Source organism: Methylobacterium sp. WSM2598, assembly GCF_000379105.1.
GTDB lineage: Bacteria > Pseudomonadota > Alphaproteobacteria > Rhizobiales > Beijerinckiaceae > Methylobacterium.
Genome location: NZ_KB900609.1, coordinates 4595911 through 4622593 on the forward strand (window position 1 = coordinate 4595911; position 26683 = coordinate 4622593).

The following is a 26683-nucleotide window of genomic DNA, read 5'->3' on the forward strand; positions in this document are numbered from 1 at the left end:
CGCGGTGATATCAGATCGTCAGCTGGCCTTCCTCTTGGCAAGAGCAGCTCGCGCGCAAATGCGAACGGTACAAAATTGATCCTCGGCGTCAGCGGTCTGACCCGCACCATACTTTATGACCAAGGTTCAGCTGATACCTGCGCAACTTATCATAAAGCGTCTTCTTTGGAATACCAAGTGCTTGACTTGCCGTGGCGACACAGCCATTTTGCCTTTTGAGTTCGTCTTGGATAAGACTTCTCTCAAATTGGTCAACGTGGTCCGTTAACGAGTTCTTTATGTTTGGACTTCCCAGACTTCCGACTCTTTCGGCTCCATTCATGCCTAGTACAAAGCGGCTAGCGACATTGGAAAGCTCGCGAACATTGCCAGGCCAGGAATGGGCTAGAAGCTGCCGCACAAATCCGGCCGATGGCACAGGTGCTTCACGGCCGAAACGAAGGGCAGAGAGTAGCGTCAAATGCTCAAATAGAAGCGGTATATCTTCACGTCGTTCTCGAAGAGGCGGAAGATCAATCGGGACAACGTTGAGTCGGTAGTACAAATCCGAACGGAACCGATTTTGCTCGCTGAGAGAAAGAAGGTCATTTTTTGTGGCCGCTACGACACGGCAATTGACAGGCACTTGTGCGTTTGATCCAAGGCGCTCAAGGGTCTGTTCTTGTAAAACACGAAGAAGTTTTACTTGCAAATTGCACGGCATGCTTTCTATCTCGTCGAGAAAAAGAGTGCCGTTGTGCGCGTGCTCAATTTTACCTACCCGACGCTTCGCAGCCCCGGTAAATGCCCCAGCTTCGTGCCCAAACATTTCGCTTTCAAACAGCTGCTCCGGCAACCCTCCACAATTCAGCGCAACAAAATGGCCGCTGCTGCTGCTACCCTGTTCATGCAGGCAGCGGGCGACCAGTTCTTTTCCGGTTCCGGTCTCACCAATGATAAGCACGCTCGCCTGAGTGGCTGCGACGTCACTGATGATCCGCCGAACCTTCTCGATCCCTGGGGACTGGCCGATCAGAACGGCCTCGACCGCTTGCCGAACGAGCTTTTTCTGAAGGTGGGCAACTTGCAGAGTCAGGTTGCGATTCTCAACCGCACGCCGCACAACGCCGACGAGTTGCTCCGAAGCGAACGGTTTCGTGATAAAATCGTAAGCGCCGTCCCGCATCGCCTGGACCGCCATGGAGATATCACCATGGCCGGTGATCACGATCACCGGCAGCTTGGGATCCAAGTCACGGAGGTGTTTCAGGAGTTGCAGACCATCCATTCCGGGAAGCTTGACATCCGTAACCACGACCCCAGCGAAACCGCCGGGAAGATGGCTTCGAACCCATTCTGCCGATCCGAAGGATCGCACATCGAAGCCAGCCAGATCGAGCGCCTGTTCGATCCCAGCGCGGACCGCGGGGTCGTCCTCGATAACAATCACCTTGATGGCGTCAGCCATGATGCGCCTCCGGAGGTGCAAGGGGCAGATCAAGAATGAACTCGGCTCCGCCCTCTGGCCGATCATGGGCATGAATGGTTCCACCCATTGCAGCCACGATATCGGCTGAAATAGCGAGTCCGAGCCCAAGGCCGGATCCAGCTTCTTTTGTGGTAAAAAAGGGCTCGAACAGGTGAGGCATCACGGAGTCGGATAGTCCCGGTCCGTTGTCGTGGACGCAAATAGTACCTCGATCTTGATGACGGCTTACGCTTACAATGATCTCGGGATGATGGACGTTCGCAACGGCGTCGACGGCGTTGCTGAAAAGATTGATGATTACCTGTTCTAGGCGGTTAGGGTCGCACTTTAAGATGACATCTTCAGGCGGAATTTTCGTCACAATATTGATTTCTTTCAATTTCATCGAGCGATCGACAATCAATAAAGCATTCGAAATCGACTGTCTGGCAGAAACAATGCCTGTAATCGGCTCCGATTTCCGCGCGACTCTTTTCTAGTGCGCAACAATTTGCCCCATATGCTCAGACAGCTCGGATATCTTCGAAAGATTGGCTGTCGCCGCCTGAAGTCGGTTTCGCTCAAGGAGTACCTTCGCGTTGTCGGACAGGGTCCGTACAGCCGTGAGCGGCTGGTTCAACTCATGCGCAATGCCGGCGGACATCTGCCCGAGAGCGGCCAGCTTCTCAGCATGCACAAGTCCAGCCCGCGCTTCGCGGAGTACAACTTCGGTTCTGTTGCGCTCCACGATCTCTCGGTGGAGCTGCTGATTGGTTTGGACGAGATCGGCAGTACGATCCGCCACATCCTGCTCGAGTCTGTCGTGCGCGACCTGCAGCGCTTCCTTCGCAGTGGCAGCCGCATTGAGCGCGCGCCAGCGTTGATGAAGATAAAGTGTTAGAAAGATCGCCGCTCCGATTGCAAGACCACATGCGATGGCAACGCTAAGGGCAAACCGCCTTTGAGGCTCAAGGTCGGAGAACAACAAGATGCGCCAACCCGCAGAATCAACCGACCGTATCTGTTCCAGAAACTTCCTGCTGGACGATCCGGAGTACCGATCCGGCATATCTTCATTGAATCTTATGATAGGAGCGGATCCGGTAGACCGAACTACAACCAATTCAAGCGGCTTCAAAGCTGCACTGTCGTACTGCCGGGAAGCGCGAATTTGCTCCAGGGCCGGAGGATCGAGAGATTTAGTGGTTTTATACTTCCAAGAGTTTCGTGACGAGAGAAAGATGATGCCGTTCTTGTCGGCAACCGCTACAATCTCGCGACTCTTCGTACGACCCTCCTCCCACGCGCCCTCAAGCTGTTCTAGGCTGACCTTGAGCGCCATCACACCAAGTAGACGGCCGTCGTGGATAATCGGGCTGGACCTAAAATAGCCAGGAATGCCGCTGGTGGTCCCTATTCCATAGAAACGGCCGTGGGCGGACTTCAGAGCTTCCAGAAAATACGGTCTATAATCCAATTTTACACCAACGAAACTGATATCGTCATTCCAATTGCTCGATGCGAGAGTGACTCCCTGATGATCTAATATGTAGACGGCCGATGAGCGAGCACTTTCATTCACATCCTGAAGATACTCGTTCACTTTCTTGCGAAGTTCTTGGTCGTCTGGATTTTGCAACATTGCGGTCACATTGGCGTTCAGCGCAATTACTGTCGGGAGATAATCGTAGCGCCCCAGCTCACCGTTGAGACTCTGAACGTAAATATCTAGCCTTCGCTCTCCCTCTGCCTGCAATTGCCGAATAGCGGAGCGCTCGACTCCGTCCTTAACGCCAAATACAATTGTCGCTGAGAGAATACAGATTGCGGCCCACGCGAGAACTCTCGTGTACAAGCCTTTGGCAAGACGTGATCTCATAAAGCCTCCTCGGGAGGCTGTAGGGCGACGAGTACCAGCCGGCGAGGGAGGACGTCGCCGGCTGGATTTCCGTTCAATGTGACGCAGCCTATCTCAAACGCCATAGGAAATTGAAACCCCAGTTTCGCAAGCCCTAGCAAATGCCGCGAACCGCCCCGGAGTCTTTTGTTACGTCATGTACTGGCCACCATTGATGGCCAGCGTGGATCCGGTGATGAAGCCGCCGTCCTCGCCAGCCAGAAACACCACCGCCCGCGCGATCTCCTCCGGCTGGCCCAGCCGTCCTACGGGGATCTGCGGGATGATCTTGCTCTTCAGGATCTCCGGATCGATCGCCTGCACCATTTCCGTTCCAATGTAGCCCGGGCAGATGGCATTCACCGTGATTCCCTTGCTCGCGTTCTCCTGCGCCAGCGCCTTCACGAAGCCGATGTCCCCTGCCTTTGCAGCCGAATAGTTTACCTGCCCCGCTTGGCCCTTCTGCCCGTTAATGGACGAGATCACGATCACCCGCCCCCAGCCGCGCGTGCGCATGCCCTCGATCACCGGCCGGGTCATGTTGAACAAGGAGTCCAGGTTGGTGCGCATGACCGCCGACCACTGCTCGCGGCTCATCTTGTGGAAGAAGCCGTCCCGCGTGATGCCGGCGTTGTTCACCAGGACGTCCACTGGGCCAGCCTCGCTTTCGACCTGCTTCACGCCGGCTGAGCAAGCATCGTAGTCGCCCACGTCCCACTTGAACACCGGGATGCCGGTTTCGGACTTGAAGCGCTGAGCGGCTTCGTCATTTCCGGCGTAGCTGGCCGCCACCGTGAAGCCATTCTCTTTCAGCGCCTTTGAGATCGCTGCCCCGATCGCACGGCTCCCGCCCGTCACCAATGCGACCCGCGCCATAGCGTTTCCTCCTTTGTTCCCAATGTGCTTCGTCGGTCAGTGCCGATCGGCGGCTTAGACAGGGCGAGCCGCCGATCATCCGCTGGTCGTCCGATGATCAGCGTTCCACGCACATGGCGACGCCCATGCCGCCGCCGATGCAGAGGGTGGCGAACCCCTTCTTGGCGTCGCGCTTCTGCATCTCGTGCAGCAGGGTCACCAGCACGCGGGCGCCCGAGGCGCCGATCGGGTGGCCGATCGCGATGGCGCCGCCGTTCACGTTGACCTTGGAATCGTCGAAGCCGAGTTCCTTGTTCACCGCCAGCGCCTGGGCCGCGAAGGCCTCGTTCGCCTCGATCAGGTCGACGTCCTGCGGCTTCCAGCCGGCCTTCTCCAGGGCCTTGCGGGAGGCCGGGATCGGCCCGGTGCCCATGACGGCGGGATCGACGCCGGCCGTCGCCCAGGAGGCGATGCGGGCCAGCGGCTTCAGGCCCCGCTTCGCGGCCTCGGCGGCCGACATCAGCACGATGGCGGCGGCGCCGTCGTTGATGCCCGAGGCGTTGCCGGCCGTGACCGTGCCCTCCTTGGAGAAGGCCGGGCGCAGCTTGGCCATCGCCTCGACGGTCGCGCCCTCGCGGATGTACTCGTCGGCATCGACGACCACCTCGCCCTTGCGGGTCTTGATGGTCACCGGGACGATCTCGTCCTTGAAGCGGCCCGCCTTCCTGGCGGCCTCGGCCTTGTTCTGCGAGCGGGTCGCGAAGGCGTCCTGCTCCTCGCGGGTGAGCTGCCAGCGCTGGGCGACGTTCTCGGCGGTGTTGCCCATGTGGTAGCCGTTGAAGGCGTCCAGCAGGCCGTCCTTCAGCATCGTGTCGACGAGGGCGAGGTCGCCCATCTTCTGGCCGCCGCGCAGGTGCTGGGCGTGCGGGGCCATCGACATCGATTCCTGGCCGCCCGCCACGATGACGGTGGCGTCGCCGTTGGCGATCTGCTGCAGGCCGACCGCGACGGTGCGCAGGCCCGATCCGCAGAGCTGGTTGAGACCCCAGGCCGTCGCCTCCTGCGGGATGCCGGCGGCCATCGCCGCCTGGCGGGCCGGGTTCTGGCCCGCGCCCGCGGTGAGCACCTGCCCGAAGATGACCTCGTCCACGTCCTCGGGCGACACCTTGGCGCGCTCCAGCGCCGCCTTGATCGCAATGGCGCCGAGTTCGTGCGCCGGCAGGCTCGCGAAGGAGCCGTTGAAAGCGCCAACGGGCGTGCGCACGGCTGAAACGATAACGACATCGCTCATGAGTGTCTCCTCTGGTTTGCCTGTCCCCGTGCCTCACACAGTTCCAATTCTGACGTCGCGCACGGGCACTCGCTCGTAGACGACGTGACCGTGGCGGACAGCAACAGCTGCACCGAAGCGGTGACCGCCGAGACGCGGATCGGGCGGAGGGCTTGGCCCGGGCATCAGAAACTCCCCTTGCTAATGCAGTTTCACGCGAGGTTCGGTGCGGCGCGTCAGTCTACGAGCAACGGTGTCGAGCATAACTCGCCACCAGCCGTGCAGGGCCGTCTGGTGCATCTTGTACAACGATCGATACATCAGGCGGGCGAAGTAGCCTTCAATGAACAATCCTCGACCTCTGACGAAGCCCATCAGGTTCCCCACCGTGCTGTACTCGCCGAGCGATACAAGCGACCCGAAGTCCCGATAGCGGAACGGATCAAGCGGCCTTCCGGTGAGCCGACGGCGTATCTGCGCGACGACATGACTTGCTTGCTGATGCGCGGCTTGAGCACGAGGGGGAACCGGCTTGTTATCGCTCGGATTGATCAGGAAGGCGCAGTCTCCAATGGCAAAGATGTTTTGATCGCTCGTGGTCTGCAGGGTCGGCGTCACCACGAGTTGATTGTTTCGACTCGTCTCGAGGCCGTCGATATTCTTCAGGAAGTCCGGGGCCTTGACCCCGGCCGCCCAGACCACAAGTTCGGAGGGGATGAAGTCGCCATCCGCCAAGGCGACCCCGTCGGGTCGGACCTGAACGACCCGCGCGCTCGTGCGCACGTCGATACCGAGGCCCTCCAAGAGCTGAGCCGCCCCCTTGGCGACCCGGGCCGGTACAGCGGGCAGAATACGCTCGGCCGCTTCGACGAGCGTGATCTTGAGATCTCTGTCGGGATCGATGCGGTCGAGACCGTAGGCCACAACGTGGCGGGTCGTGCGGTGCAGTTCTGCGGCGAGTTCCGTGCCCGTCGCTCCCGCTCCGATGATGGTGACGTGCAACTGCCCGGGCCGCACTGGCTCGGGCTGTGCATGAGCCCGGATGAAGCGGTTCACGAGCCTCTGGTGGAAGCGGACGGCCTGCTCCTGCGTATCGAGCGAGATCGCGAACTCATTGACGCCGGGCGTGCCGAAATCATTGCCGGTGCTGCCGACGGCAATCACGAGAGTATCGTACGGAACAGCGCGCGCCGGCGTGACTTCCTGGCCCTCTGCATCGTAGCTGGCCGCCAGATAAATCTCACGGTCCGCCCGATTGAGGCCAGTCATCTCGCCGATACGGTAGCGAAAATGATGATCAGAAGCTTGCGCCAAATAGTCGACCGCGTCACGACCGACGTCCATTGTGCCAGCTGCCACCTCATGCAGGTGAGGCTTCCAGATATGGGTCCGGTTGCGCTCGACGAGGGTAATCTGCGCCTGCTTGCCTCTTCCTAAGGTGTCGCCCAGCTTAGTGGCCAACTCGAGACCTGCCGCCCCTCCCCCTGCAATCACGATGTGATGGAGAGACGGGTCAGGAATCCAGATCCGGGCGGGCCTGCTTGTGCCGGTAGGCTCCCTGGCTGTGGACGAGGAGATTGGCAGGTCCGGAGTCGCCAAGCTCTGTTGGCTACCCTCAGCGCCACCGTTCCGATCCGCATCCAGGGGCCCTGCCACGGTCTCCCGGTTGGCGAGTGTGTCAGGGGTAACCTGTTCAGCGGGTCCGCCCATCGTAGTGGTCCCGAGTGATGGACCGCTCTCTGAAGGTGACATCAGTCGACCTCCGCCCGTCCTGGGTTGCTAAGCGGCCGGGATGTGCCCGGCCACGATGGTCTCGGTGGACCTCGTCCACTCAACCGGTTGTTACCGCCACCTCGACGTCGGATGGGTCGACGTCTCGGCTCAGTGCCGCGGCGAGTTTGTTGCGGTCGAGCTCGCCCTCCCACCAAGCCACCACAACGGTGGCCACGCCATTGCCAGTGAAGTTCACCAGAGCGCGGCACTCGCTCATGAACTTGTCGATGCCGAGAAGGATGGCCATGCCCGGCACCAACGCCGGGTTGACGGTCGCCAGCGTCGCCGCGAGCGTGATGAAACCCGCGCCCGAGATGCCGCTGGCACCTTTCGAGGTCAGAAGAGCGACCAGCAGAATGGTTCCCTGTTGGCCCCAGGTGAGGTCGAAGCCCATCGCTTGCGCTATAAAGAGCGAGGCTAGGGTCATGTAGATGTTGGTGCCGTCGAGGTTGAACGAATAGCCTGTCGGAACCACAAGGCCGACAACCGACTTCGAGCAACCGAGCCGTTCAAGCTTTTCCATGAGAGCAGGCAATGCACTCTCGGACGAACTTGTTCCCAGCACGAGTAGAAGTTCGTCCTTAAGATATCCGATAAATTTGAAGATGTTGAATCCTGCGAGCCGTGCAATGATGCCGAGCACCCCGAAGACGAATATAGCGGACGTGATGTAGAAGACGGCGATCAGACCGAACAGATTACCGAGCGCTTGGGGCCCGAACCGTCCGATTGTGTAGGCCATGGCGCCGAAAGCCCCGATCGGCGCAGCCTTCATCACGATCGCGATCACCCCGAAAATAGCGTGAGCAGCATCATCGATGAAGCTGCGAATCGTGGCGCCGCGCTCGCCGAGGATCAGCAGTGAGAAGCCGAACAGGATGGAAAACAGCAGAACCTGCAGGATGTCGCCCGCAGCAAAGGCCCCGACCACGCTGTCGGGGATGATGTGCAAGATGAAATCGACGGGCTTCTGCTCGCCGGCTTTCTTGGCGTAGACGGCGACGGCAGCGGCGTCAGCTGCTCCGCCGGAGAACCCGGCCCCCGGCTTGGCGACATTGCCGACGATCAAACCCACGATGAGGGCGAAGGTTGAAACAACTTCAAAGTAGATGAGTGCCTTAAGGCCGACACGCCCCACCTTCTTGGCATCCTGAATGTGGGAGATGCCTGAGACGATAGTACAGAAGATGATCGGCGCAATGACCATTTTGATCAGTTTGATGAAGCCGTCACCCATTCCTTTGATCCAGTCGCTCTTGGCGTAGTCGGGCGAGAGCCATCCGAACAGGATGCCAAGAACAATCGCGATCAGCACTTGGACATAGAGCAGTTTGTACCAGGGTTTTTGGCTCACTCTGGTCGGGGCGGTCGCACCCGCTGCAATGGTCGCCATGAGCTCCTCCTCAATTCTTTTTGCCAAGCTATGCGGCAGCGACTGCTGTCACCGCGGTCATGTTCACGATACCGCGCACGGTGACTGTTGGCGTGAGAATATGGACCGGCTTGGCGGCCCCCAGCAGGATCGGCCCGACCGAGATGCCCTGCCCAGCCACCACCTTGAGGGCGTTGAACGTGATGTTCGCGGCGTCCAGGTTCGGCATGATGAGCAGGTTCGCTTGTGCCGTCAGGCCCGCGTCCGGGAAGGTGCGCCTGAGGATCGGGAGGCTCAGGGCGGCGTCCGCGTGCATTTCGCCCTCAACCTCGAGGTCAGGCGCACGCTCGGCAATGAGCTCGAGCGCATCCCGCATTTTGCGGGCCGAGGGATCATCGGCGGTGCCGAAACTGGAGTGCGAGAGCAGCGCCGCGCGCGGCGTTTGCCCGAAGCGGCGCATCTCGGCGGCCGCGAGCACCGTCATCGCGGCGATTTCTTCTGCCGTCGGATCGAGATGGATGTACGGATCGCAGATGAAGACCGTGTGCCGCGGCAGTTGGAGGAGGCCCATGGCAGCAAAGCCCTGAGCGCCCTCTCTCAAGCCGATGACGCGTTCCACGACGCTCAGATGCGCAGCGTAAGACCCGGACAGCCCGCAGAGCAGACCATCAGCCTTACCCATCCTCACCAGCATCGCGCCTATGAGCGAGCCGTTGCGGCGCATCTCGGCAGCGGCGGTAGCGTGTGACAGGCCGCGCCGCCGACCTAGTTTATAGTAGGCTTCGGCGGCCTCAGCGACGAAACCTTCGTCGTCGATACTGGCGACCTCGAGGTCCCGGCCGATCTGGACCCGCAAACCGAGGTCTTGCAGCTTGGCACTGATCGTCTCCGGGCGTCCGACCAGGATTGGTTTACCCAATCGTTCGTCGACCACCACTTGCACGGCCCGCAGCACGCGGTCGTCCTCGCCCTCGGCGTAGACGATGCGCCGCGGATCGCCCTCCGCCGCTGCCGCGAAGACGGGCTGCATGACCGTGCCAGACGTATAGACGAAGCTCTGGAGCGAGCGCCGGTAACGTTCGATGTCCGCGAAAGGCCGCGTGGCCACGCCGCTATCGATCGCTGCCTGCGCCACCGCCGGGGCGACGCGCAGAATTAACCGGGGATCGAACGGCCGCGGGATCAGATAGTCGGGCCCGAAGCGTAGATCCTGTGTGCCATAGGCTGCGCTGACCATGTCCGACTGCTCGGCTTGCGCCAGTTCCGCGATGGCACGCACGGCGGCCAGCTTCATCTCCTCGCTGATTGCGGTCGCACCGACATCGAGCGCACCGCGGAAGATGAACGGGAAGCAGAGAACGTTATTGACTTGGTTCGGGTAATCGGATCGTCCGGTCGCGATGATGGCGTCGGACCTTACCGCCTTGGCAGCTTCGGGCCGGATCTCCGGATCCGGATTGGCGAGCGCCAGGATGAGCGGACGGCTCGCCATCGTCTTGACCATGTCTGGCTTGAGTACACCAGCCATGGAGACGCCAAGAAAAATATCGGCCGCTTCGACCGCATCCGCGAGGGTGCGGGCCGAGGTCTCACGCGCGTAAGCCGCCTTTTGTTCGTCGAGCGACCCCAGCCGCTCGTTCGTCAGAACTCCCCGGCTGTCCGTGACCAGAATATTCTCTTTCCTTGCGCCCAGCCCGACCAGGAGATTGAGGCAGGCGATCGCTGCCGCGCCCGCGCCGGAACAGACAACCTTCACATCCTCGATCCGTTTGCCGACCACCTTCAGGCCGTTGAGCACGGCCGCGGCAGCAACGATCGCGGTGCCATGTTGGTCGTCGTGGAAAACCGGGATCTTCATGCGCTCGCGCAGCCGAGTCTCGATCACGAAGCACTCAGGCGCCTTGATATCCTCGAGATTAATACCGCCGAACGTTGGCTCCAGGCTGGCGATAATATCGACAAGCCTGTCGACGTCGGTTTCGTCGATCTCGATGTCGAAGACGTCAATGCCGGCGAATTTTTTGAAAAGGCAGCCCTTGCCTTCCATCACCGGCTTGCCGGCGAGCGCCCCGATGTTGCCGAGACCGAGCACCGCGGTGCCGTTGGAGATGACCGCCACCAGGTTGCCGCGCGAGGTTAGGCTCGACGCCTCGGCTGGGTCGCGCTTGATCGCCATGCAGGCGGCCGCGACGCCGGGCGAGTAGGCCAACGCCAGGTCGCGCTGGGTGGTCATGTCTTTCGTGGGCAGGACCGAGATTTTTCCAGGTGTCGGGAATCGATGGTAATCCAGGGCGGCACGGGTCAGGACATCGTCGGTGCCTGCCTCGTCGTTAGCCTCGCCGGGCGTTCTGAGGTTCATCTCTTCGCTCACTGGCGTCTCCTCGCGACTGGGCGCTTTTGCGCCTGTTCTGTCTAGCTCCAGGCGATCGGGTTGCGGGCGGCTGGAGCTCTACTGGAAATCTGTCTAGATCGACGGTCACACGATATCTGCAGATTGGTCTATCTAGTTTTCCGCAGTCAATTAATGCGTCGGTACGGTCGATAGAGTGGCGCCCACATTTTGTTTCGGATTTTCTGATACATATCGCCAGCGTCCATCGCTTCGGTCAGGCCGTCATTCCGCGCCTGCAGGGCGACTGCTTGTGCTACCCGCAGCGACACGTCCCGCAAGTCCGAGACATTTGGCAGTAAATTGGCGTTAGGATTGAGTCGCGCTGGCGAGATGTCCGCCAGAGCACGTGCGGCGGCCATCAGCATGGCGTCCGAGACTCGCCGCGCCCGGACGGCGATGGCGCCGAGTCCGATGCCAGGGAAGACATAGGAGTTGTTGGTCTGATCCACCCGGACGTACATTCCGTTTTTAAGAAGCGCTGGGAACGGGCTGCCCGTGCCGATCACCGCTCGGCCCTCAGTCCAGGCCATGAGGTCGGCGGGCGTCGCCTCGGCCCGCGATGTCGGATTGGACAACGGGAAGATAACCGGCCGTTTCACTGACGCCGCCATGGCTCGCACCACGTTCTCGGGGAAGGCCCCTGGCTGGCCCGACACGCCGATCAGCACAGTGGGCTTGGCGTTGTGTACCACGTCGCTAAGCCCGATCCGGCTCTCGTTCTCCAGGACCCAATCCGCCACCGCGTCGCGAGGTTGTATGAAGCGCTCCTGGAACGGCAGGAGGTCCGGCATGCCCTCGACCAAGAGACCGTCGCGGTCGATCAGGTAGAAGCGCCGGCGCGCCTCCACCTCTGTGAGGCCGTCCTCGATCATAGCGCGTAAAAGCAGCGAACTGATGCCGGTCCCAGCCCCGCCCGCGCCTACGACGGCGACCCGCTGCTCCCGCATTGGCAGGCCCGTGACGTTCACGGCCGCCAGCAGAGCGCCGGCGGCAACAACCGCCGTGCCCTGGATATCATCATTGAAAGTGCAGAGCCGGTCGCGGTAGCGCTCCAACAGCCGGGTCGCGTTGTCGCGTGCAAAGTCCTCCCACTGCAGCAGGACGTGTGGCCAGCGCTCCGTCACCGCTGAGACGAATGCTTCGATGAAGTCGTCGTACGGCTGGCCGCGCAGGCGCTCGTGACGCCAGCCGATGTAGAGCGGATCGGACAGGCGCTCAGGGTTGTTGGTGCCAACGTCGAGGAAGATTGGCAGTGTGGTTGCAGGGTGGAGGCCGCCGCAACCAGTGTAGAGCGACAGCTTCCCGATCGAGATCCCCATGCCACCCGCGCCTTGGTCACCGAGACCGAGGATGCGCTCTCCGTCCGTGACCACGATCGCCTCAACACTGTCGAACCGCGGATGAGCTAGGATGCGGGCGATACGCTGCTGGTGGGGGATGCTCAGGAACAGGCCTCGCGGCTTGCGGAACGCCTGGCTGAAGTGCTGGCAGCCGAGGCCGACTGTGGGCGTATAAACGATGGGCAACAGCTCTTCGAAGTGGCGCACCAGGAGAGCGTAGAACAGCACCTCGTTGGTGTCCTGCAAACCGCGCAGGAAGACGTAGCGCTCGAAGTCGTTCGGCAGCTGACGCATTGCCTGATAGCGTCGCGCAACCTGCTCGCCGAGGGTCGCAACCGTCGGCGGGAGAAGCCCGTGCAGCTCGAAAAGATCGCGTTCCTCCTCCGTAAAGGCGGTACCCTTGTTTAGCAGTGGATCGTTGAGGAGACTGTAGCCGCTGCTAGCGGTCTCGACATAAGAGCCAACTGAGGGTCCTAGATCATGCTCCGCACTCACTAAAATCTCTCCTTCTTTTTCCAAGGAGCGGGCCGAAGTTTATCTGGACAGGGCTTTATTCCGGCTGCCTCTTAGCTTGACTTTGGCCATCTCCCACGCCGTAGCCGGAGGTGTCACCCTACACGCTTCATTACGGTAACCTGCCATGCAGCGCCGGGCCTTTATTCGAGAACCGGCCGCCTGCACGGCCGCTCCCGTTCCGCGCCGAGATGCCAGTCGGAAATCAGCCAAAGTCGAGCTTAGTGAGTCTTCTTTTTTGGCATGTAGAGGTCGGTGATGCTGCCCTCGAAGGCCTCCGCCGCCATGCCGACCGTCTCGGACAGGGTCGGGTGCGGGTGGATGGTCAGCCCGATGTCGCTCGCATCCGCCCCCATCTCGATGGCGAGCGCGGCTTCCGCGATCAGGTCGCCCGCGGACGGCCCGACGATGCCGCAGCCGACGATGCGGTCGGTCGCCTCGTCGAACAGCACCTTGGTCAGGCCCTCGTCGCGCCCCAGCGACAGCGAGCGCCCGCTCGCCGCCCACGGGAACACGCCCTTGCCGACCTTGAGCCCCTTGGCCTTGGCCTCGTTCTCGGTCAGCCCGACCCAGGCCACCTCCGGGTCGGTGTAGGCCACCGACGGGATCACCTTCGCGTCGAAGAACGAGTTCTTGCCCGCCGCCGTCTCGGCCGCGACCTTGCCCTCGTGCGTCGCCTTGTGGGCCAGCATCGGCTGGCCGACCACGTCGCCGATGGCGAAGATGTGCGGCACGTTGGTGCGCATCTGCTTGTCGGCCGGGACGAAGCCCCGCTCGTCCACGATCACGCCCGCGGCCTCCGCGCCGATGAGTTTGCCGTTGGGCCGGCGCCCCACCGCCACCAGGATCTTGTCGAAGGTGTCGTGGGCCGGCGCCGAGCCGCCCTCGAAGGAGACCTTCAGGCCCTCGGGCAGGGCCTCGACGGCCGTGACCTTGGCCTTGAGGTGGATCGCCTCGTACTGCTTGCTGATCCGCTTCATCAGCGGCGTGACGATGTCCTTGTCGGCCCCCGGGATGATCTGGTCCATCAGCTCGACGATGGTCACCTTGGAACCGAGCGCGTGGTAGACGGTGGCCATCTCCAGCCCGATGATGCCGCCCCCGATGACGAGCAGGCGCTGGGGGATGCCGTCGAGTTCGAGCGCCCCGGTCGAGTCGATCACGCGCGGGTCGTCATGCGGGATGAAGGGCAGCTTCACCGGCTCGGAGCCCGCCGCGATGATCGCCTGCTCGAAGCCGATCACCCGGGTCTGGCCCTCATGCTCGACCGCGATCTGGTGCGGGCTGACGAAGCGGGCGGTGCCGGTGACGACCGTGACCTTGCGCTGCTTGGCGAGGCCCCCGAGGCCGCCGGTGAGGCGCTTGACGACGCCGTCCTTCCAGCCCCGGAGCTTGTCGATGTCGATCTGCGGGCTCGCGAAGCTGATGCCGTGCGCCGCCATGCCGTGGCTCTCGTCGATCACCTTGGCGGCGTGGAGCAGGGCCTTCGAGGGGATGCAGCCGACGTTGAGGCACACGCCGCCCAGCGAGGCCCAGCGCTCGACCAGCACCACCTTCTTGCCGAGGTCGGCGGCCCGGAAGGCCGCCGTGTAGCCGCCCGGTCCGGCGCCGAGCACCAGCACCTCGGCGCGCATCTCCTCGCCCGAGACGGGCGCGGCGGCCTGGGGCGCGGGGGGCGTCGCGCCGTTGCCGCCGCCCCTCGCCGAGGAGCCATAGCCGGCTTGCCCCTCGCCGGGCGCGTGGGCGGGCGGCCCGCCCGCGGGCGCCGCCGCGCCCGCCCCGGCCGCCTCGGTCATCAGCAGGATCAGGTCGCCCTGCGAGACCTTGTCGCCCGGCTTGACCTTGATCTCCGCCACCGTACCGGAGACCGGCGAGGGCACGTCCATCGTCGCCTTGTCGGATTCGAGCACGATCAGGGTGTCGTCCACCCCGATCGTGTCGCCCGGCTTCACCACCACCTCGATGACCGGGACGTCCTTGAAGTCCCCGATGTCGGGCAGGCGGACCTCGTTGCTGCTCATGCGCCGCGTCTCCTCAGATCGCGAGCCGCCGCACGTCTTCCAGGACGTGGGCGAGGTGGCGGGTGAAGCGGGCCGCGAGCGCCCCGTCGATGACGCGGTGGTCGTAGGAGACCGAGAGCGGCAGCATCAGGCGCGGCTTGAACTCCGACCCGTCCCAGACCGGCGCCATCCTGGAGCGCACGACGCCGAGGATCGCCACCTCGGGCGCGTTGACGAGCGGCGTGAAGGCGGTGCCGCCGATGCCGCCGAGCGACGAGATCGTGAAGCTCGCCCCCTGCATGTCGCCGCTGCCGAGCTTGCCGTCGCGGGCCTTCTTCGACAGGGCGCCGAGTTCCTGGCTGATCTCCTGGATGCCCTTGCGGTCGGCATCCTTGACGACGGGCACCACGAGCCCGTCCGGCGTGTCGACCGCCACCCCGACGTTGTAGTAGCGCTTGAGGATCAGCGCCTCCTTGTCGGGCGACAGCGAGGCGTTGAACTCGGGGTGCTGGCGCAGGGCCGAGACCGAGGCCTTGATCAGGAAGGCCAGCAGCGTGACGCGGTAGCCCTTGTCCTTGGCGGCCTTGTCGAGGTCCTTGCGGTAGGCTTCGGTCTCGGTGATGTCGGCCTCGTCCTGGTGGGTGACGAGGGGCACGTTGAGCCAGGCCCGGTGCAGGTGCGGCCCCGAGATCTTCTTGATCCGGGCGAGCGGCTTGGTCTCGGTGGGGCCGAACTTCGAGAAGTCGACGGCCGGGATCTCCGGGATGCCCATGCCGCCCGAGGCCATCACGGCGCCGCCCGCGGCGGGCGCCGCCGCGCCGGTGAGGTGGCCCTTCACGTCCTCCTTGGTGATGCGGCCCTTCTCGCCGGTGCCCTTGATGGTGTTGAGGTCGACCCCGAGTTCGCGCGCGAGGCGGCGTACGGCGGGGCTGGCATGGACCTGCGAGAAGTCCGGGATCGCCGAGGCCGCCCGCGGGGCGCGGGCGGAGGCGGGCGCGAGGGCCGGCTCCTGCTTGGGCATCAGTGCGGCCGTATCGGCCGCCGGCGCGGCGCCGTTGCCCTTCGGCTCACTGCGCGGCGCAGCCGAGGCCTCATCTCCGCCCCTGAGCAGCAGGATCGGGTGCCCCTCCGAGACCTTGTCGCCGATCTTGATCAAGAGCTTCTCGACGACGCCGGCGGAGGGCGCGGGCACCTCCATCGTCGCCTTGTCGGACTCGAGCGAGATCAGCGGGTCGTCAGGTCCGATCGTGTCGCCCTCCTTCACGTGCACCTCGATGATCGGCACGTCCTTGAAATCCCCGATGTCCGGGATCTTGACCTCAGTCGCCACGGCGTTTCTCCCGTTCCGTCATGTCGCTTGGCTAGAAGTTGGATTTGAAGGTGAGGGTGGGATCCCTCTCCCGGGCGGGAGAGGGGCAGGGCATCGTCGATCCCGCGCGAGGAACCAGCCGGTCGGCACCAACCCGAGAGTTCGGCAGGAACCCGGAACCGCCCCGCTGCCGGGATGGCGCCAAGCGCCACATCCTGACCGGCACGGGGCGCTCCACCCCGGAGCCTCGCCCCGCCCCCTCCCACACCGGAGAGGCTTCCCGCCGGGTCCTAGACCGTCCAGGGCGCGGGCTTGCCGGGGTCGATGCCGTACTTGGCGATGGCCTCCACCACCTTCGCGGTCGGGACCCGTTTGTCCTCCGCGAGGCTCTTGAGCGCCGCCACGGCGACCCAGCGCCGGTCGACCTCGAAGAAGTCGCGCAGGCGTACCCGGTAGTCCGAGCGCCCGAACCCGTCCGTGCCGAGCACCTTGTAGCGGGCGGGCACGAAGGGGCGGATCTGGTCGGCGAACAGCCGCATGTAGTCGCTCGCCGCGATCACCGGGCCGGAGCGGCCCGACAGGCAGGTCTCGACGTAGGATTTGCGCGGGGTCTCGTCCGGGTGGAGCATGTTCCAGCGCTCCACCGCCATGGCGTCGCGCGCCAGCTCCGTGAAGCTCGGGCAGGACCAGATGTCGGCCACGATGCCGAAATCCTTCTCCAGGAGTTCGGCCCCGGCGATGACCTCGCGCAGGATCGTGCCCGAACCCAGGAGCTGCACCCGCGGGCCCTTCCCCTTGCCCTCGCGGAACAGGTACATCCCCTTGATGATGCCCTCCTGCGCTCCGTCCGGCATGCCCGGATGGGCGTAGTTCTCGTTCATCACGGTGATGTAGTAGAAGACGTCCTCCTGCTCGCCGTACATCCGGCGCAGACCGTCCTGCACGATCACCGCCACCTCGTACGAGAAGGTCGGGTCGTAGGAGACGCAGTTCGGGATCGTGGCCGAGAACAGGTGGCTGTGGCCGTCCTCGTGCTGCAGCCCCTCGCCGTTGAGCGTGGTGCGCCCGGCCGTGCCGCCGATCAGGAAGCCGCGCGCCCGCAGATCCCCCGCCGCCCAGGCCAGGTCGCCGACCCGCTGGAAGCCGAACATCGAGTAGTAGATGTAGAATGGGATCGTCGGCGCGTTCGAGTGCGAGTAGGAGGTCGCCGCCGCGATCCAGGACGACATCGCCCCGGCCTCGTTGATGCCCTCCTGCAGCATCTGCCCGTTCTTGTCCTCCTTGTAGTACATCAGCTGGTTGGCATCCTCGGGCCGGTAGAGCTGGCCGACCTGGCTGAAGATGCCGAACTGGCGGAACATGCCCTCCATGCCGAAGGTGCGGCTCTCGTCGGGCACGATCGGCACGATGCGCTTGCCGATCTCCTTGTCGCGCAGGAGCGTGTTGAGCACCCGCACGAAGGCCATGGTGGTGGAGATCTCCCGGCCCGCCGTCTCCTTGAGCTGGGCCGAGAAGGCCGAGAGCGGAGGCACCTCCAGGCTCTGCGACTTCTGCCGCCGCGCCGGCAGCGGCCCGCCGAGGGCTTGGCGCCGCGCCATCAGGTAGCGGTGCTCGGGGCTCCCGTCGGGGAAGCGGATGAACGGGATCTCGGTGAGCTTGTCGTCGGTGAGGTCGATCTGGAAGCGATCGCGGAACTGCCGGAGGACCGCCTCGCCCATCTTCTTCTGCTGGTGGGTGATGTTCTGGCCCTCGCCGGCCTCGCCCATGCCGTAGCCCTTGACGGTCTTGGCGAGGATGACGGTGGGCTGGCCCTTGTGGTTCACCGCGGCGTGGTAGGCCGCGTAGACCTTGCTCGGGTCGTGGCCGCCGCGGGTCAGCCGCCAGATGTCGTCGTCGCTCCAGTCGGCGACCAGCGCCTTGGTCTCCGGATAGCGGCCGAAGAAGTGCTCGCGGATGTAGGCGCCGTTCTTCGACTTGAAGTCCTGGTACTCGCCGTCGACGCACTCGGCCATCACGCGGGCCAGCATGCCCGATGTGTCGCGGGCGAGCAGCGCGTCCCACCCTGAGCCCCACAGCACCTTGATGACGTTCCAGCCCGCGCCGCGGAAGTTGGCCTCGAGTTCCTGGACGATCTTGCCGTTGCCGCGCACCGGCCCGTCGAGGCGCTGCAGGTTGCAGTTAATCACGAAGACGAGGTTGTCGAGCTTCTCGCGGGCGGCAAGCGAGATCGCGCCGAGCGACTCGGGCTCGTCCATCTCGCCGTCGCCCATGAAGGCCCAGACCTTGCGACGGTCGGTGTCGGCGAGGCCGCGATGGTGCAGGTAGCGGAGATACCGCGCCTGGTAGATCGCCATCAGCGGCCCGAGGCCCATCGAGACGGTCGGGAATTGCCAGAAATCCGGCATCAGCCAGGGATGCGGATAGGAGGACAGGCCCTTGCCGGAGACCTCCTGGCGGAAGGAGAGCAACTGCTCCTCCGTGATCCGGCCCTCCAGGAAGGCGCGGGCGTAGATGCCCGGCGAGCAATGACCCTGGACGTAGATCAGGTCGCCGCCGTGGCCGTCGCTCGCCCCGCGCCAGAAATGCATGAAGCCGGTGTCGTAGAGCGTCGCGGCGGACTGGAAGCTCGCGATGTGGCCGCCCAGCTCCGAGGAATCCTTGTTGTTGCGCAGGATGATCGCGATGGCGTTCCAGCGGATCGCCGAGCGGATGCGGTGCTCGATGGCGCGGTCGCCCGGGTGCTTGGCCTGCGCCTCGAGGGGAATCGTGTTCAGGTAGGCGGTGTTGGCGGAGTAGGGGACGGGAGCGCCCTTCTTGCGGGCCTCCTCGATCACCTGCTCGATCAGGAAGTGCGCCCGGTCAGGACCCTCGACCTCCAGGACGCCGTCCAGGGAGTCGAGCCATTCGCGGGTTTCGATCGGATCGGGATCGCGTGTGGAATCCAACGTCACCTCCCTGGCGCTGCCCCGGTAAGGCGTGAGGCGCGCTTATTGTGTGGCTATTTCAGCAGGTGCCGTGCCAAGTAGGCTCGCGTAGAAATAAGATTGCGCGCTGAGACACTTAAACGGGTGTGGATCTGTGCGCCGGCAGGAGCTGAGTGCGAAAATCCAGAATTTGGCTCCGGATTTTGGCTGGACTTTCAGACAGTGCGGGACAGCTCTGCCGGCCTGGGTGGCATATTGGCCTGATGGTGTGGACGGCCACGGCTACGGCGTCGCTATGCCAGGATGAGGCCATTCGTTCTCACCCTCGGAAGCTGTCGTCCTGCACGGTCCGCAGCGCCTGGCCGACGCCGGCCGCATCCGCGCGTCCGTCCATGCCGGAGTTGAGCGCGTGCATCCCGCGCCCCATGGCCGTCAACTCGCCCTGCGCGTCGGCACGGACCAGCGTGGGCGGCGTCTTCCATCGGGCGGACGCATGCGGGCACGGCGTCAGGGGCCTGAACGAGAGAGCCCCGGCCGTCCTCAGAGGCGCCGGGGCTCTCCTCTGCCCACGGGTCTATAGGAACCGCTTGTCGCTCGCGTCACGCAGCTCGAAGCCGGACGCCAGTTGCCGGAACTCCTCGTCGGTGAGGAAGCGAACGACCGTGGAGCCTTGTACGACGGCGACGATCCAGCGGGAGGAGCGGGCTTTTGGGTTGAGCGTCACCTCGACCGCATCGCCTTCCACATGCTCGATCTCGCCCGCATAGGGCAACGACCACGAGCGGGCACCCGAAGGATCGTTCAGGAAGGCGTAGACGATCCTGCGTTCGGTCACTCGGGCCTCGCCAGAAGGATCGCTGTCCAGACAGCAAAGCCTGTGCCCCTCGACAGCATCTGCGAGCGCCATCACTTCTCGCGCGCAGGCGTTCGCCAGGACGGCCGCGGCGACGTGGTAGGCCGAGACGGCCGTCGTCACCTGCTCGGCTGTGACCTCGCCGGCCCGGAAGCGCTCGCCGATGGTGCGGGTGTCGGGCAGCGTGAGCGCCCTGGACAGCAGGCTGAGGGGAACGGACCTCGGAAGCGTCTCCAGGACCTGGCCCGCCGCCTGCTGCCGTACGGGGTGAGTGCGGAGCAGTCACTCGCAGATTAGGACAGTAGAGGCAGGCCGCTACGAGGCTCGGCGGGAGGTCGATCAACCAGCGCTTGACTATGGGCGCCGTCAAGGCCGGCGTGAGACCTTCCAAGGACTTCCGGTAGGGGCGTTCCAGGTTCCATACAGGCGCTTACGCGCCCGGCTCGCCCTCGCGCGAAGGCCGATCACGACCTCGACGGCGCTGAAGTAGCCCTGGTGGATGTACTGCCTGGCTGGGCGTGCTTGGGTGGCGCCCTCATCGATCACCCCACTCACTGGCCCGCCTGCGACCTGCCCGCCGTGGCGGGCTTCTCTGGTCACGCGCCGCGCTCCTGGGGCAAAGCGGTGGTAGGTGTACGGCAATGGCGATGAGCGAGAGCGGGGAAGCCTGAGGTCAGCCCCGAGATATAGGGCCTACCGGCCGCCCCTGGGAGTTCTTCAGCAGCCTGCTAGGGCTCAGTCACCTTGGCGTCCGCGGCGGCTCGCTTCTCGGCCACCGCTTTACGGCGCCGCTCTCCAAGGCCAATGCTCTTGGCGAGTTCGGAGCGCTGGGCCGCATAGTTGGGGGCCACCATCGGGTAATCCGCCGGGAGGCCGAACTTGGTGCAATACTCCGCGGGCGAGATGCCGTGCTTCGTGAGGTGCCGCTTCAGGGCCTTGTAGGGCTTGCCGTCGATGAATGAGGTAAGGTGGTCCGGAGTGATTGACTTACGGATCTCGGCTGGGCTGACACGGTGGTCCTGAGCTGGGGACTCCGCAGGCTTGCCCAGACTGTCGAGCGCCGCATGCACTGAGGCGATCAGGGCTGGCAGGTCGCCCGGCCGAACAGGATTGTTGGATAAGTAGGCCGAGACAATGTCCGTGACAATGTCGATGCTGATCGCGTTCGCGGCCTGAACGCCGCCTTGATCCTCAGCCATTGCGGGCCTCCCTTATACAGTTTTGTCAGACAGCACATTTCATCTTCTCTCTGCTTTTCAGTCAAATCTAAGCTAGGTTCTGTGCGCCGCAAGGAGAATTGATGTGTGCACGGGGAAGTCGCCACCGACGAACGGACACAAGTTGTATTTGTAGTTGCTTCCATGTTCATTGAGAGTTCATTAAGCCGTAAATGACTCATCGCGAGCGACTGAAACGGATTGCTGTCGTCGCCAAGGCGAGAACTGGGCGGATATGCCGTGCCTCCGCTTGCGCGAATTCGCGTCCGCGCCCTTAGGTCAAGACCGCCCGCGACGCGCTTGCAGGCGACGGGATGTCCTGTGCACCCGCGGCGGACCGAGGGACAAAGCGCGGCTGCCTCCGGGCCGGCTCACCGGCATTCCGCTGCATGAACGCCTTGATCCTGGGCGCAATCTCTCCGCGGAAGCGCGAGCCGTTGAATACGCCGTAATGACCAGCACCGGCCTGGAGATGGTACGCCTTCTTGTCCGCCGGAAGGTTCGTGGTGAGATCGAGTGCAGCGCGGGTCTGCCCCGCCCCCGTGATATCGTCCTTCTCGCCCTCGACCGCCATCAGGGCGCAGCGGTGGATCGCGGTGAGGTCAACCACCTCGCCTCGATGCCGCATCGCTCCGCGCGGCAGCGCGTGCTCGATGAACACGGTCTCGACCGTCTCAAGGTAGAACTCGGCGGCGAGGTCCATCACGGCAAGGTACTCGTCATAGAACTCCCGGTGCTTGGCGGCGGAGTCTCCGTCGCCCTCGACGAGGTGGTTGAACATGTCCCAATGCGCCGTCAGGTGCCGGTCGAGGTTCATGCTCATGAAGCCGGTCAACTGGTAGAAGCCGGGGTAGACCAGCCGTCCCCGGCCGGGCGCATTCCAGGGCACCTCGTGGATGCAGTGCCGCTTGAACCACGCCAGACCCCGCTCCTGAGCGAGCGTGTTGACGGCGGTCGGCGCAGACCGCGTGTCGATCGGCCCACCCAGCAGGGCGGCCGAGCGCGGCACCAGCGGGTGGTCCTCTGCTTCCATGCGGGCGATGGCCGCCAGCGCCGGCACGGAGGGCTGACACACGGCCACGACGTGCAGGTCTGGCCCCAGCACCTCGAACATGGCCTTGCAGTAGTCGATGTACTCGTCGAGGCCAAAGCGCCCAGCCTCAAGCGGCACCTGCTTGGCGTCGGTCCAGTCGGTAATGTACACCTGATGCGTGTCGAGGAAGGCCGCCGCAGTCCCACGCAGCAAGGTCGCGTAGTGGCCCGACATGGGTGCGGCGAGCAGCAGCTTGGGCCTATCGGACGGCTCACCGCACGCGATCACGCGGCAGAACGGACGCTCCCAGACGATCCGCTCTGAGGCGTGCAAGTTGAAGGCGGGCTTGCAGTAGGCGCGGGTCGCTCGCTCGAACATTTCGCAAGACGCGGCGAGAGCGCGGCTGGCCGAAGTACGCGAAAGTGGGTTGAAGGGGGTCTCGCAGGCGAGCTTCATGGCTCCAGCCGCGACGCGCACGGGCGCGAGCATCGGGCCGCAGGACTCACGCAACAGGTACATCATACGCAACCTCCTGGGCCGACGCAGCATAGGGCCAGCTTCGTCGCATCCTCCTCGTGTCAGGCGTCGGTCCCGTCCGCATCCAGGCTCGGGATGGGGCGCGGGCGGCCACCGTCATCGATGGCCACGAAGGCGAAAGTCGCCTCCGTTACCTTCTCGCGCACTTCCGTGCAGAAGCGGCGTGCCCACGCCTCCACCTCGATCTTCATCGAGGTGCGCCCGACGCTCGTCACCTTTGTGTAGACGCAGAGCACATCGCCCACCCGCACCGGACGGTGGAAGGCCATTTCGTTGAGGGCCACGGTCACGACGCGTCCCCGTGCTCGCTCGCGGCCCGCAATGCCGCCGGCCTGGTCCATCTGCGAGAGCACCCAACCACCGAAGATGTCGCCGTTGGCGTTGGTGTCGGCCGGCATCGCGCTGGTCCGCACCGTGAGGGTGCCGCGCGGCTCTGCTGCGGATGCAACCTTCGTCTCGTCCATGATGGCCAGTCTCCTCGTTCGGCAGCAGCTGCGGGACTACGTGTCCGCGGTTGGTAACTCCGCAAGCTGTGCTATGTAGCGCCGCCTGCGCATCTCGAATTTCGTGTTCCAGGCCTGCCCTGGCTCGGGTCCCGCTTAGGCCGGCACGACGCCGACACTTCAGCTCGACTTTGGCCGATCGAGCGGCATGAGCACGTGAATAAGGTGGGGGCTGCTTTCACCAGATCCGACGCGATCTCGATCCAGCGTACAAACCCCGGCAAGCGCCAAGCGACAGCCTGGACTTCAGTGTTGTCACTCGGATTCGGTTGCAGAGTTTCGTCTCCCTATTCCTTGGACGCGCGAGACTGATCAACGGCGTCTTTCATCGCGCTCTTTGCAAGATCAGAATTATGCTTAAATGCATCTTGTGCCTTGCCGCCGAATTCTTGCGCGCGCTGTTGCATCGCTGCCAGCTGGCTTTTCGCGTACTCCGACTGTAGCTGCATAGCCTCTTCCACGCTCTTGGCTCGAGTGAGCTTCTGAGCAAACTCGAGCGCAGCGTTGACGCTCTGCTCAGCAGCCTCGAAGCCCTGAACCGACATCTCATTTGCTCTGCCGTGTGCAGCTTGGGCCGGTTCCTGAGTTGCCGCAGCCGCCTTTCGTGCCCCGTTGATGAAGCTGTCGAACGCCTGCCGCGCCTGAGCGACACTTTTCTCGGCCAACTCCCGCATTTGAGCCGGGACCTCGAACTGCGATGGAGAATTCATCACTGAACCCCTTCGTTAGAGTACGTCCACACCGTGGAAGCTATAGTCGCTGGCTTACAAGTAAGTTTGAAGAACGTAGGTGCCGGGCGCATCCTCCAGGGGCGGATGCGCAGCGCTGCCGAGCGGCGGGGGAGCGCCGAGATCGCCCGACCGGGCCGCGAGCCACGCCGACCAGTTCGGCCACCAGCTGCCTCTGTGCTGCTGCGCGCCCGCCAGCCACTCCTCCGGCGTCGCGGCCGACCCGCCGGCCTCGAACGTGCGGTACTCGCCCTTGCCGCCCGGCGGGTTGATGACGCCCGCGACGTGGCCGCTCGACGCCAGGACGTAGCGCACGGCGCCGCCGAAGAGCTGCGTGATGCGCCACGCCGAGTCCCACGGCACGATGTGGTCCTTCTCGCAGCCGACCGCGTAGGTATCGACCTTGATCCTGCCGAGATCGACGGCCTCGCCCTTGAGCTGGACCTTGCCCGGCTCGATCAGGTTGTTCTCCACGTAGGTGTTGCGCAGGTACCAGCTGTGGGCCGCGCGCGTCATCCGGGTGCCGTCACTGTTCCAGTACAGGAGGTCGAGGGCGGGTGGCTGATTGCCGAGCAGGTAGTTGTTGACGACGTTCGACCAGATCAGGTCGTTGGAGCGCAGCAGGTTGAACATGTTGCTCATGGCGCGGCTGTCGAGGTAGCCGCGCTCCATCATCTGCTGCTCGACGAGGTGGAGGCTCGGCTCGTCCATGAACACCGCGGTGTCGCCGATGCGCGAGAAATCCTGTGGCGACACCATGAAGCTCGCCGCGCCGAACCGCTGATCGCCCTTGGCGGCCATGACCGCGAGCGTCAGGGTCAGCAGCACGCCGCCGATGCAGTAGCCCATCGCGTTCACGCGCTCGGCCCCGGTAATCTCCCGGATCACCTCGGTGGCTTCGAGCGGGCCCATGTCGATGTAGTCCTCGATCCCGATGCTGTCCATCGACTCGTCGGGATTGCGCCACGAGATCAGGAACACCGTGAAGCCCTGGGACACCAGGTAGTTCACCATGCTGTTCTTCGGGCGCATGTCGAGGATGTAGTACTTGTTGATCCAGGGCGGGACGATGAGGAGCGGGACCGCCCGGACCTGCTCGGTCGCGGGGGCGTACTGGATCAGTTCCATCAGGGCATTGCGGTGGACGACCTTGCCGGAGGTGAGGGCGAGGTTGCGCCCCGGCGCGAAGGCATCGGCGTCGACCATGCTGAGGCGCCCGGCCGCGAGGTCGGCCATGAGGTTGCGGGCGCCGTCGGCGAGGCTCGTGCCGCCCGTCTCCATCGCCTTGCGCAGGGCGACGGGGTTCGACGTCAGGACGAGGGCCGGGCTCATCGCATCGACGAACTGGCGCAGGTGAAAGGTCAGCCGCTGCTGCTCGGCCGGATCGAGGTCGTCGAGGTCGCCGCGCTTCAGGAGCCAGTCGGAGGCGAGGAGGTAGAGATCCTTGAGGGCGACGTAGGCGGGATTCGACTGCCACTCGGGCGCGGAGAACCGCTTGTCGGCTCGCCCCGCCGCCGGGGTCAAATGCGAAGGCATACCGAACGCACCGAGCCAGTTTCGACTCGCTTCGCCCCAAGCGTTCACTACCGGCTGCAGCGCGCCTTGCCCGAGCTCCACGAGCGACGTAGCTGCCGCCGACTTGTTCATTGTGCGCAGCCACACCGTCCGTAGGGCCCAAGCGATCCCGGACCAATCAATCGGCACGACCTCGCGCAGAGGGTTAGCATTCCAGATTTGATCAATCGAACGAAGCAGCGGATCTTCGGACAAGCGCTTGGCGAGATCCTCGCCAGTCACCACGGCCGACGGTACGGTAGTCGGCGAAACCGGAGGCCGAAGCGTTTGCGGGGTCGCGGATATACGCTCCATCCAGCTCGCCCACACACCCAGAATCTGATCCGGACTGTTCGGCAGTGCATCTTCTCCCGGAGAAGCAAAAGTAGAGGTTGGTTCGGCCTTAGGATCGTAGTTCTGCTCAGCCATGGTCTTTTCCTCATATACCCTGTTCTAGCTTCTCAACAGGTCAGCTTGCGGGTAAGGAGCTTAGCTTTAGTTCCGGTGAGGAGGGCACGAAGCACCTCGCAAAGCTAAAGACTGTCTTCGCTAGACTCCGAGGATTTGCGCCGAGATAGAAAATCTCAAATTTGCTGCAGAGGCGGTGAGTTCGATATCTAAAAAAACTCGCATTTAAGGACGCCACAGAAATCCCGACATATTGATTGTGTCGATCTGGAGTTCAGGCAGGCGGTGTTGGCCGAGCAGGGGACGGGGGCGCCCTTCTCGCGGGCCTCCTCGATCATCTGCTCGATGAGCAAGCGCGCCCGGTCGGGACCCTCGACCTCCAGGAGGCCGTCCAGAGGGTCGAGCCACTCCCGGGCCTCGATCGGATCGGGATCCCTGGTGGAATCCAATGTCACCTCCCTGGCGCTGCCCCGGTAAGGCGTGAGGCGCGCTTATTGTGTGGCTATTTCAGCAGGTGTCGTGCCAAGTAGGCTCGCATAAAAATAAGATTGCGCGCTGAGACACTTAAACGGATGTGGATCTGTGCGCCGGCAGGAGTTGAGTGCGAAAATCCAGAATTTGGCTCCGGATTTTGGCTGGACTTTCAGACAGTGCGGGACAGCCCTGCCGGCCTGGGTGGCTTACTGGCCGGTTGCTAACCCGGATCATTCATGTGGGGTGACGGGCATGGTGCAAGCCGCTGATAGGCCATAGATTTC

19 protein-coding genes are annotated in these 26683 nt (G+C 63.7%); all 19 read right to left on the reverse strand.

The features are described 5' to 3' along the window. Positions 1–88: 88 nt before the first annotated feature. The gene (locus tag MET2598_RS39650) at positions 89–1447 is read right to left on the reverse strand and encodes a sigma-54-dependent transcriptional regulator (protein ID WP_084673904.1); all 1359 of its coding nucleotides are present in this window, start codon (positions 1445–1447) and stop codon (positions 89–91) included. Beyond that, entirely contained in the window at positions 1440–1853 is a 414-nt protein-coding gene (locus MET2598_RS39655; protein WP_084673905.1) for a sensor histidine kinase, read from the reverse strand. Before MET2598_RS39655 ends, MET2598_RS39650 begins: the two co-directional genes overlap by 8 nt. Positions 1854–1943: 90 nt before the next feature. Further along, positions 1944–3326, reverse strand: coding sequence for a sensor histidine kinase (locus tag MET2598_RS39660; RefSeq protein ID WP_084673906.1), 1383 nt, complete (start codon positions 3324–3326; stop codon positions 1944–1946). A gap of 168 nt (positions 3327–3494) precedes the next feature. Next, positions 3495–4220 (reverse strand): acetoacetyl-CoA reductase, encoded by a 726-nt coding sequence (gene phbB / locus MET2598_RS0121765; protein ID WP_018262339.1) that lies wholly within the window; start codon positions 4218–4220, stop codon positions 3495–3497. Positions 4221–4317: 97 nt separating this feature from the next. Next, positions 4318–5490 (reverse strand): acetyl-CoA C-acetyltransferase, encoded by a 1173-nt coding sequence (locus MET2598_RS0121770; RefSeq protein ID WP_026190868.1) that lies wholly within the window; start codon positions 5488–5490, stop codon positions 4318–4320. 180 nt (positions 5491–5670) lie between these two features. Next, on the reverse strand, positions 5671–6996 hold the full coding sequence (locus tag MET2598_RS0121775) for an NAD(P)/FAD-dependent oxidoreductase (RefSeq protein WP_026190869.1): 1326 nt from the start codon (positions 6994–6996) through the stop codon (positions 5671–5673). 304 nt (positions 6997–7300) lie between these two features. Continuing rightward, a complete protein-coding gene (dctA, locus tag MET2598_RS0121780) occupies positions 7301–8635 on the reverse strand; it encodes a C4-dicarboxylate transporter DctA (protein WP_018262342.1) in 1335 nt (444 codons plus the stop codon). 28 nt (positions 8636–8663) lie between these two features. Next, the gene (locus MET2598_RS0121785; RefSeq protein ID WP_051086595.1) at positions 8664–10973 is read right to left on the reverse strand and encodes an NADP-dependent malic enzyme; all 2310 of its coding nucleotides are present in this window, start codon (positions 10971–10973) and stop codon (positions 8664–8666) included. A gap of 158 nt (positions 10974–11131) precedes the next feature. Then, on the reverse strand, positions 11132–12841 hold the full coding sequence (locus MET2598_RS0121790; protein ID WP_018262344.1) for an NAD-dependent malic enzyme: 1710 nt from the start codon (positions 12839–12841) through the stop codon (positions 11132–11134). Positions 12842–13080: 239 nt separating this feature from the next. Next, positions 13081–14880, reverse strand: coding sequence for a dihydrolipoyl dehydrogenase (lpdA, locus tag MET2598_RS0121795; protein ID WP_012331182.1), 1800 nt, complete (start codon positions 14878–14880; stop codon positions 13081–13083). Positions 14881–14893: 13 nt separating this feature from the next. Further along, positions 14894–16189, reverse strand: a complete 1296-nt coding sequence (gene aceF / locus MET2598_RS0121800; protein WP_018262345.1) for a dihydrolipoyllysine-residue acetyltransferase — start codon at positions 16187–16189, stop codon at positions 14894–14896. Between the two features lie 269 nt (positions 16190–16458). Further along, entirely contained in the window at positions 16459–19113 is a 2655-nt protein-coding gene (aceE, locus tag MET2598_RS0121805; RefSeq protein WP_018262346.1) for a pyruvate dehydrogenase (acetyl-transferring), homodimeric type, read from the reverse strand. A 553-nt stretch (positions 19114–19666) separates the two neighbouring features. Then, the gene (locus MET2598_RS0121815; protein ID WP_018262348.1) at positions 19667–20068 is read right to left on the reverse strand and encodes a hypothetical protein; all 402 of its coding nucleotides are present in this window, start codon (positions 20066–20068) and stop codon (positions 19667–19669) included. A 605-nt stretch (positions 20069–20673) separates the two neighbouring features. Continuing rightward, positions 20674–21144, reverse strand: a complete 471-nt coding sequence (locus MET2598_RS37090; protein ID WP_018262349.1) for a MucR family transcriptional regulator — start codon at positions 21142–21144, stop codon at positions 20674–20676. A 292-nt stretch (positions 21145–21436) separates the two neighbouring features. Continuing rightward, complete coding sequence (locus MET2598_RS0121825; protein WP_018262350.1) at positions 21437–22717, reverse strand: polyhydroxyalkanoate depolymerase; 1281 nt, start codon at positions 22715–22717, stop codon at positions 21437–21439. A gap of 56 nt (positions 22718–22773) precedes the next feature. Continuing rightward, on the reverse strand, positions 22774–23196 hold the full coding sequence (locus MET2598_RS0121830; protein ID WP_018262351.1) for an acyl-CoA thioesterase: 423 nt from the start codon (positions 23194–23196) through the stop codon (positions 22774–22776). A 326-nt stretch (positions 23197–23522) separates the two neighbouring features. Then, a complete protein-coding gene (locus tag MET2598_RS0121835) occupies positions 23523–23945 on the reverse strand; it encodes a phasin (protein ID WP_026190871.1) in 423 nt (140 codons plus the stop codon). A 54-nt stretch (positions 23946–23999) separates the two neighbouring features. Then, positions 24000–25499, reverse strand: a complete 1500-nt coding sequence (locus tag MET2598_RS0121840) for a PHA/PHB synthase family protein (protein WP_236728781.1) — start codon at positions 25497–25499, stop codon at positions 24000–24002. Positions 25500–26134: 635 nt separating this feature from the next. Next, positions 26135–26374 carry a hypothetical protein gene (locus MET2598_RS42280; RefSeq protein WP_018262354.1) on the reverse strand — a complete coding sequence of 80 codons (240 nt, stop codon included), beginning with the start codon at positions 26372–26374 and terminating at the stop codon, positions 26135–26137. Between the last annotated feature and the right edge of the window lie 309 nt (positions 26375–26683).

Bases quoted from the DNA above. Each gene is read 5' to 3' on its own strand.
- MET2598_RS39650 (WP_084673904.1), bottom strand. From the start codon at position 1,447: ATGGCTGACGCCATCAAGGTGATTGTTATCGAGGACGACCCCGCGGTC.
- MET2598_RS0121830 (WP_018262351.1), bottom strand. From the start codon at position 23,196: ATGGACGAGACGAAGGTTGCATCCGCAGCAGAGCCGCGCGGCACCCTC.
- MET2598_RS37090 (WP_018262349.1), bottom strand. From the start codon at position 21,144: ATGGCTGAGGATCAAGGCGGCGTTCAGGCCGCGAACGCGATCAGCATC.
- lpdA (WP_012331182.1), bottom strand. From the start codon at position 14,880: ATGAGCAGCAACGAGGTCCGCCTGCCCGACATCGGGGACTTCAAGGAC.
- MET2598_RS0121770 (WP_026190868.1), bottom strand. From the start codon at position 5,490: ATGAGCGATGTCGTTATCGTTTCAGCCGTGCGCACGCCCGTTGGCGCT.
- dctA (WP_018262342.1), bottom strand. From the start codon at position 8,635: ATGGCGACCATTGCAGCGGGTGCGACCGCCCCGACCAGAGTGAGCCAA.
- MET2598_RS0121840 (WP_236728781.1), bottom strand. From the start codon at position 25,499: ATGCCTTCGCATTTGACCCCGGCGGCGGGGCGAGCCGACAAGCGGTTC.
- phbB (WP_018262339.1), bottom strand. From the start codon at position 4,220: ATGGCGCGGGTCGCATTGGTGACGGGCGGGAGCCGTGCGATCGGGGCA.
- MET2598_RS39660 (WP_084673906.1), bottom strand. From the start codon at position 3,326: ATGAGATCACGTCTTGCCAAAGGCTTGTACACGAGAGTTCTCGCGTGG.
- MET2598_RS0121835 (WP_026190871.1), bottom strand. From the start codon at position 23,945: ATGAATTCTCCATCGCAGTTCGAGGTCCCGGCTCAAATGCGGGAGTTG.
- MET2598_RS0121785 (WP_051086595.1), bottom strand. From the start codon at position 10,973: ATGAACCTCAGAACGCCCGGCGAGGCTAACGACGAGGCAGGCACCGAC.
- MET2598_RS0121825 (WP_018262350.1), bottom strand. From the start codon at position 22,717: ATGATGTACCTGTTGCGTGAGTCCTGCGGCCCGATGCTCGCGCCCGTG.
- MET2598_RS39655 (WP_084673905.1), bottom strand. From the start codon at position 1,853: ATGAAATTGAAAGAAATCAATATTGTGACGAAAATTCCGCCTGAAGAT.